Source organism: Geminicoccus sp., from assembly GCF_036263595.1.
Lineage (GTDB): Bacteria > Pseudomonadota > Alphaproteobacteria > Geminicoccales > Geminicoccaceae > Geminicoccus.
Genome location: NZ_DATAGQ010000086.1, coordinates 1 through 6,514, shown reverse-complemented (window position 1 = coordinate 6,514; position 6,514 = coordinate 1). Strand labels below are relative to the sequence as shown.

At 62.4% G+C, this 6,514-nt stretch carries 6 protein-coding genes; 2 read left to right on the top strand and 4 right to left on the bottom strand.

Features of this window, described 5'->3' with window-relative positions; genetic code table 11:
• Nucleotides 1–207: hypothetical protein (locus VHL31_RS07400; RefSeq protein WP_329660566.1), on the bottom strand; the 207-nt coding region annotated here is incomplete at its 3' end.
• A gap of 730 nt (nt 208–937) precedes the next feature.
• A complete protein-coding gene (locus VHL31_RS07395) occupies nt 938–3,013 on the bottom strand; it encodes a hybrid sensor histidine kinase/response regulator (protein ID WP_329660565.1) in 2,076 nt (691 codons plus the stop codon).
• A 766-nt stretch (nt 3,014–3,779) separates the two neighbouring features.
• On the opposite strand from VHL31_RS07395, the gene VHL31_RS07390 reads away from it, so the two are divergent.
• Complete coding sequence (locus tag VHL31_RS07390; RefSeq protein ID WP_329660564.1) at nt 3,780–4,199, top strand: hypothetical protein; 420 nt, start codon at nt 3,780–3,782, stop codon at nt 4,197–4,199.
• A 92-nt stretch (nt 4,200–4,291) separates the two neighbouring features.
• Here VHL31_RS07390 and VHL31_RS07385 read toward each other — a convergent pair whose 3' ends face one another.
• Together VHL31_RS07385 and VHL31_RS07380 are read right to left on the bottom strand one after the other, a co-directional pair.
• Entirely contained in the window at nt 4,292–5,875 is a 1,584-nt protein-coding gene (locus VHL31_RS07385; protein WP_329660563.1) for a carboxylesterase/lipase family protein, read from the bottom strand.
• A 272-nt stretch (nt 5,876–6,147) separates the two neighbouring features.
• Nucleotides 6,148–6,276, bottom strand: coding sequence for a hypothetical protein (locus tag VHL31_RS07380; RefSeq protein WP_329660562.1), 129 nt, complete (start codon nt 6,274–6,276; stop codon nt 6,148–6,150).
• Nucleotides 6,277–6,320: 44 nt separating this feature from the next.
• Between VHL31_RS07380 and VHL31_RS07375 the strand changes: the two genes are divergently transcribed.
• Nucleotides 6,321–6,514: hypothetical protein (locus tag VHL31_RS07375; RefSeq protein WP_329660561.1), on the top strand; the 194-nt coding region annotated here is incomplete at its 3' end.

The following is a 6,514-nucleotide window of genomic DNA, read 5'->3' as shown; positions in this document are numbered from 1 at the left end:
CGTGTAGCAGGCCCGCTCGGGATGCTTCATCCGGGCGAACAACAGCCCGGCCTCGGCATCCAGCTCCACCCGCAAATGCTCCAGCTCCAGCTCCGGCGAACGAACCCGACGCGGAAACGGCGTCACCGTGGCAGAGGGCTGCCTGGCGCCGAAAAACGTCGCGCCGGAAGTCAGCAGATCGCGAAGATCACGGGAAGAAATGGCCATCAAAGGTCTCCAGAATTAATGAGAAGTTCTATCGAACTTCCTGAGGGGCGGACCAACTGTCCTGTTGATGGCTCAATAGCTGAAGAATATCACCTTGCACAAGAGATGAATTATTAAAAAAACTTAGTAATTATCAACCATTACTTTAGACGGTCAAGTAATTATTATGATATTTGCTCACGTTGACTTATAGTACCGCCATGTTTTGTTCCAAAGCAGAAAATGATTATTTGGACATGGATGCTGTACATTGTAACATCTGTGCGGACCTTCCGTGCCGCCTGCGAGATGCAGCCAATCAAGGGCTCCATCGGATACTTTTTGGAAACAACATTCAACATTACCCGGAAACTTCTCTTGCTTTCTGGCGCGTGAGCGGCTTTACCCCATGTCGAAAGTTGTAGCCATTCCTGTCTCACACGCTGCCGAAGACATGGCGGTACACGTCCCTGTTGTAAGGGCCTTACTATCGCAACGGTTGGGAAGCTGTCGTGCTAGACCGCCGAAGCCTGCAAAAAGAGGCTCAGCCCTGTTTGCGGGCGGCTTGATCAATCGGGCATTGTGTCCGCAGGTCCGGCGCTCCGGCCGGCGATGATGTGCGGCGAGCACATCGTGCCGACACTTGAATCAGCATGACCCGGCACGACGTTCTGCCCAAGAAGCGGGCGGCCAGTCTGCAGGTTATTGACGGAGGCGGCGAGGCAGCACTCTTCGCCGCGTCCATTCTCGACTATTGCGGAGGCTCTTCGACCAGCGCGCGCGTCGAGTTGTCCTCCTGGTAGCTCATCATGACCGCGAACAATTGCGGCCACTCTACCGGCTTTGCCAGCACTTGGTCCATCCCGGCATCGATGCAGCGCTGGTACTCGTCTGGCATGATGCTGGCGGTCAAGGCTACGATCGGCGTGCGCCCCTGGGGGAACTTGAGATCCCTGATCAGGCGCGTGGCCTCCAGCCCGTCCATGACAGGCATCTGCACGTCCATCAGGATCAGGTCGAAGCGCCCGCGGACCACGAGCTCGACCGCTTCGAGCCCATCGCGGGCGCTGGTCACCTCGTGGCCATGCCGGCGCAACATCTGCAGGATCACACGCCGGTTCACGGCACTGTCGTCGACGACCAGCACCTTCTGTGGCGGCATTTCCGACAGGTCGAGCTTTACCTGCTTGGAGGCGGCCGCTGTTGGGAGGGTGACCTCGAACCAGAACAGGCTGCCTTTGCCGGGCTGGCTCTCCAGTCCCATGGCGCCGTCCATCGCGTCGACCAAACGCCTGCTGATCGCAAGGCCCAGCCCGATCCCGCCGTAGCGACGGGTGGTGGATGCGTCATGGAGGTCGAACGCCTGGAACAGGGATCTGGCCTTTTCCTGCGTCAGACCGATGCCGGTATCGCGCACCTCGAAGCGGACCCGGTTGACGTTCGGGGCGAGCAGCGTGTGCCGGACCGATACCTCCACGCTGCCGCGATGGGTGAACTTCAAAGCGTTGCTCATGAGATTGAGCAGCACCTGGCGCAGCCGCCTTGGGTCCCCGGAGACGACCGGCGGCAGGCTGGCATCGAGCTCGACGCGCAACTCCAGTGCACGCTCGGCGGCCTGAGGTGCCATGAACGCCTTGATCTGCTCCATCAGCTCGACGATGGAAAAGCTTACCGGCGAGAGTCTCAGCCGGCCCGTTTCCCCTCGCGCATAGTCGAGCACGTCGTTGATCACGGCCAGAAGATGTTGCCCGGACGTCCTGATTGTTTCCAGGTAGTCCTTCTCGCGCGCCGGCAGGTCGGACTCGTCCAGCAGGTCCGTCATGCCTAGAACGGCGGCAATGGGCGTCCGGAGCTCGTGACCCATGACCCCCAGGAAGTCCAGCTTGGCGCGATGAGCCGCCTGCGCGGCCTCCTTGGCGGCCTGCAACTGCTCGGCCAGCTGCGCACGCTGTGCGACCTGGGCCGCGACGATAAGGACCAGCACCTGTGCCGTCGCGAGATAGATGACAACGCTGCCCCATTGGCTCGCCATGGCCAGCCGCTCTCCCGTTTCGACACCGGGAACGGCGATCTCGCTGGCCACGACCGCCATCGCGAGCACAGCCAGGGAACCTCCCGCGAGCGAGGTGGCCGCAGTGACCAGCACCAGGACCGGGAGGGCCATGATCGCTATGATCAGCACCTGTTGATTGAGTTGGCCCGGCAGTGCCGCCAAGGCGATGCCAGCGATCACGGCGGAGAGCACGCAGGCCCCAATTTTCGCCGGGCGGGACCACACGTTCCAGGGCATCGCCGCCAAGCTCAGCAGCGCAGGGGTTACGATGAGGTATCCGAGGGTTCGGGACACGAACGATGCGAACGGCTCGCTGCCCCAGGGCAATGCGAAACCGCCAGCGCCACTGAGCAGGAGCGATGCGGATGCTCCCAGCATTGCTATAAGAAGCGTCGCTGACCCAAATGCAACGACAGCTCGGGGCGACTCCAGCCCGGGCCACGGTCGCACCGCCCACAACAAGAGCGAGGCGGCTGCCAGTGCTTCGGCCGTGTTCCTGAAGGCGAAGAGAAGCGCCGCCGGCATGTCCGATCCGGTGGCGAGACCCAGGACCACATCGATGCCGATTGCGGCTGCAGCGAGAGAAGCCCACTCCCTGGGCTGCCGGATCAGGAAGGCAGCGAGCATGATGCCACCGGGCAGCCAGAACACGAGCTGGTAGCCAGTGCGTGCGGCCGTGATGTTGAGTATGCCGGCAAGCATATAGCCCAGGGCAATGCCGCCGATCATGCTGATGGAGCGGAGTGGCCTGCTGTCCTCGGACCTGTTCGGCAAAGAGTCGATCCTCAACGCCCGTTCTCAACCGTTGATTGCACTACACGATAGACATGCGAAGACGTGTGGCACGGGTGCAAATTGTACCACAACCCGTGTGATGCTCCCGGATTGCAAGTGTCGCTTTCTTCATGGAAAGCGGACTGATCCGACACGCTTCTAGCTGATATCATTTCGTCCGGCCGCCTGGTGGCCAGACTCCTCCCCGAGATCGCTTATACCGTTCTTGCACCCTCTCCATAACTTGCGGTGGATGCGGCAACTTGTCCTGGAAGCAGCGACGAGCCTGCGACTTCCGCCTGCTTTTCGCCCAATCGACCAAGATGAGCATTCCCGAACAACGATCATACAGTTTTCCTGCTCATCGTCAAAGTGAACAGAAGTTCCGCTTTTTCAACATGAACTTGGAACTAAGGTCGTCTCAACCGCATGCTCTGGCCGATCCGGTGCCGATCGGCGCCCCGCCGATCACGGTGCTCCGCCTCGTGCCGCAGAGAGCCAGTTATGGCATGGCCGGAGAGGTATGGAGCTTTGGGGACTGCCAGCTTCATCGGGCACCGCTTAACCCATGTTGTATCTGCAATCGCAGGAGCACCTATGGATCAGCCGCATCGTTGCTAGGGCCTGCACGATGAAGCGCACGATGGTGACGAAGTTCCTGGTCGTTTGCGCAATCGCCGCTTCTGCCGACGAACTGCACTGATCCAGCATCGCAAAGGTGGCGTACTCGCACCGCACACGTCCGTTGAACGATTGGAACTGTGACATGCGGGCGGTTTGCGTCGATCATGCCCGACAGATGGCGCGTGGCATCATCGTTCTCGATGAACCGACCTTCCTGGTCGAGATCAAGCTGGGCACGCTGCCGGACGGGAATCCCGCCATTCCCCGCCTGCGCATCCTGATCAATGGACACGTGGCTGCGGAAAGCTACTGGCAAGGTACGCCGGGCCAGGCGGCGGTCGATCAGCCTCGCTATGTCTATCCGGGCGAGAAGGGCGGTCCGCCCTTGCTGCTGCCCCCAGGAGCCATCGAGTTTCGGGTACAGGCGCGGGAGAGGATGGAGGTTTTGGTGCCGCTTGACGACGAGACCGCCGCCGGCTGGATCTACGAGCGGACCGACGATGGCGGCATCACCTGGCAGCCGATGCAGGGCGCGCTCCCCATCAGGCTGCGCAAGTTCTGAGGCGCCGCCGCGATGGACCTGCTTGCCGCTTCAACGGTGCGACCTGCGGCGGCGCCGCCTGGTCCACCGGTGCCGCGGGGAGCATCCGTCGACTAGTTGGCGAAATACTCCGGATAGAGCGACTGCCAGAACTGGCAGCGATACTCGGCGGCAGGATCGACGGTCACAATCCTGCCGGGCTCCAAGCGCATGGCCGTTCCCTTGTCGCCGAATGCTTCCCACGCCGGAACGCCGGGCGCCATCGGCACGCCCGTGCGCATGAAACTCGCCCAGGTGGCCACCATCTGGTCGGCAAGTGCCTGGGACGCTGGCCCGAGGTCTGGCGCATTCATCTTGGACGTGTTGGAGAAGTTGGGAAAAAAGTAGTTCAACTCCGATGAGTGGACCGCGCCCAGCTCGAAGCCGGGATCCGGCGTCGCGGGTATCGAGACGCCGAGCACCGGCGCGTTCCGGTCGGCGAAGTCCATCTGATGGACGGCCACGTAGCGGGAGGCGAGCCTGGCTGTTTCGACATACAGGCAGTGGTTGATCCCGATGCCCGGCCGGAAATCCGACATCAGCGAGCCCAGAGCCGCTGGTGCCGAGGAATAGTCGCCAAGCGGATAAAGCTGCTCGACGACCGTCGCATGCTCACCGTAGATCTCGCGGATGTTTGCGCCGTAGCTGTCGGCCGTGATCTTCTTGCCGGCCTGGACGTCGTAGCCGACATAGAGCCGCAACTCGTCGCGGGTCCCGCCGTTCAGCAGGGGGACCTGCACGAAGTTGCCGGTCTGCAGCGATTGGAATGGCTGTCGCGGCAGGGTCTCGGTGCCATAGACTGGTGCGAAGGCCATGAGATCCGACCCGGCGACCTTGTCGCCGGCGGTCATCAGCGTTTGCAGGTCCATCCTACGCAGGCAGGCGAGCGCCGTCGCGGGATCGTCGCAGCCTACCTCCTCGGCGACCTTCGTCCCGAACGCGTTCCATTCATCCGCCGCATGAAGCCGATGCACGCAGGCCGCACTCTGGATGATGGCCTTGTGGAAGAGCCCAGCTGTCTGTTCGGGTGTCGCGACATGCATGCACACGGATGCTCCGCCGGCCGATTCGCCTGCAAGCGTGATGTTGTCCGGATCGCCACCGAAGGCCGCGATGTTCTGCTTGATCCAGCGAAGTGCCAGGCGCTGGTCTTCCAGGGCATAGCCGCCATTATGGGCCGCCTCGAAGCTCGGATGCGGCATGAAGCCGAAGACGCCCAGGCGATAGTTGATCGAGACGATCACGGCATCGGTCGACCTGGCGAGGCGATCCAGGCGGTAGAGCGAAGCCGAGCCGCCGACGAACGCGCCGCCGTGAATCCAGACCAGGACCGGCCGCCTCTCGTCGCCTAGCCTGCTGCCGTCGTGGGGCAGGGTGATGTTGAGGTAGAGGCAATCCTCGTTGTCGCTGGCCTCGGTCAGGTTGTAGCGGGCCGCCTGGGCACAAGGTGGCTTGAACTCGGCAGCCTGCAGGACGCCGGTCCGTGGCTCGGCAGGTTCAGGCGAGGCCCAACGTCGCTCTCCGGCAGGTGAGGCACCAAAGGGAATGCCCTTGAACGCCAGCAGGCCGTTCCGCACGACCCCCTGCACCTGCCCCTTGTCTGTTTGAACGACAGGGGAGCCGCCCGTGGCCTCCGCCTGCATATCCAGGCCGGCCAAGGCGAGGCTCGCCAGCCCAACAAATGCCAGGGCGTTCCACCATCCATTCCTGCGCAATGTCGCTCCCCTTCGACCGGGTTGTCCTGTTCGTGCTGCGGAAAGCCCTAAAAGCTCTGACGGATCTGGATGGGGCCAACGGATGCAGCGGTCCGCTCCGTCGCCAGCGGTCCCAGGCGGTTCTATTGGCATCCCGTGTCACACCGACAGCATCCTGCCGGCCATCGGTGGTCGAGCAGTTCGACACGGGCAGCGGCTCTAAGTCCGGCGCCGCCTCATTCCATGGCGGCCTGCCGTCTGGCCTCCCTGACCACGGCCTCGATCTGGTCGTTCTCCATCCTGGCGAGGACATCAAGGTCGCGGTTCAAGAGGATCGCCATCTCCCAAAGTTCGTCGAACAGCATCGTAATTTGCAGGACCTGCCTTCGGCTCCAGTCCTGGACATCTGGTGGCATCCCGGCCCGGCGCGCCGGATGATTGCGATCATCCGTCATCGACGATTCGAGCCATCGCAGGAGGTCGACGTTGCTGTTTCCGCAAGAGCCTGTCTGAGGCGGTCGTCAGGATCGGCAAGAGCCCTGGCGCATCGCTGCTTGTCGGCTCGGCCGCTCGGCAGGAACATCTGGGTTACGTCTTGCCCAC